This is a genomic window from Streptomyces sp. SID14478 (assembly GCF_010548525.1).
Classification (GTDB): Bacteria; Actinomycetota; Actinomycetes; order Streptomycetales; family Streptomycetaceae; genus Streptomyces.
The window spans coordinates 1-233 of the sequence record NZ_JAAGMG010001025.1 but is presented as its reverse complement, the minus strand read 5'-3'; the positions used below and the strand labels follow the sequence as shown (position 1 = coordinate 233).

General features: G+C 69.1%; 1 protein-coding gene. It reads right to left on the bottom strand.

Annotated features, from left to right (window positions below):
• A partial coding sequence (locus G3I40_RS32675; protein WP_275410260.1) for a carboxyl transferase domain-containing protein occupies positions 1–233 on the bottom strand: 233 nt, incomplete at both ends.

Sequence of the window (233 nt, the reverse complement as noted above, 5' to 3'; positions counted from 1 at the left end):
TACTGCGGGGGGTTGCCGTGCTTGCGGGACGGCAGGTCGGCGTGCTTGGTGCGCAGCATCGCCAGGGAGCGGATGAGCACCTCGCGGGTCTCGGCGGGGTCGATGACGTCATCGACCAGGCCGCGCTCGGCCGCGTAGTAAGGGTGCATCAGCTCGGCCTTGTACTCCTTGACCATGCGCACGCGCATGGCCTCGGGGTCGTCGGCCTCGGCGATCTGGCGGCGGAAGATGAC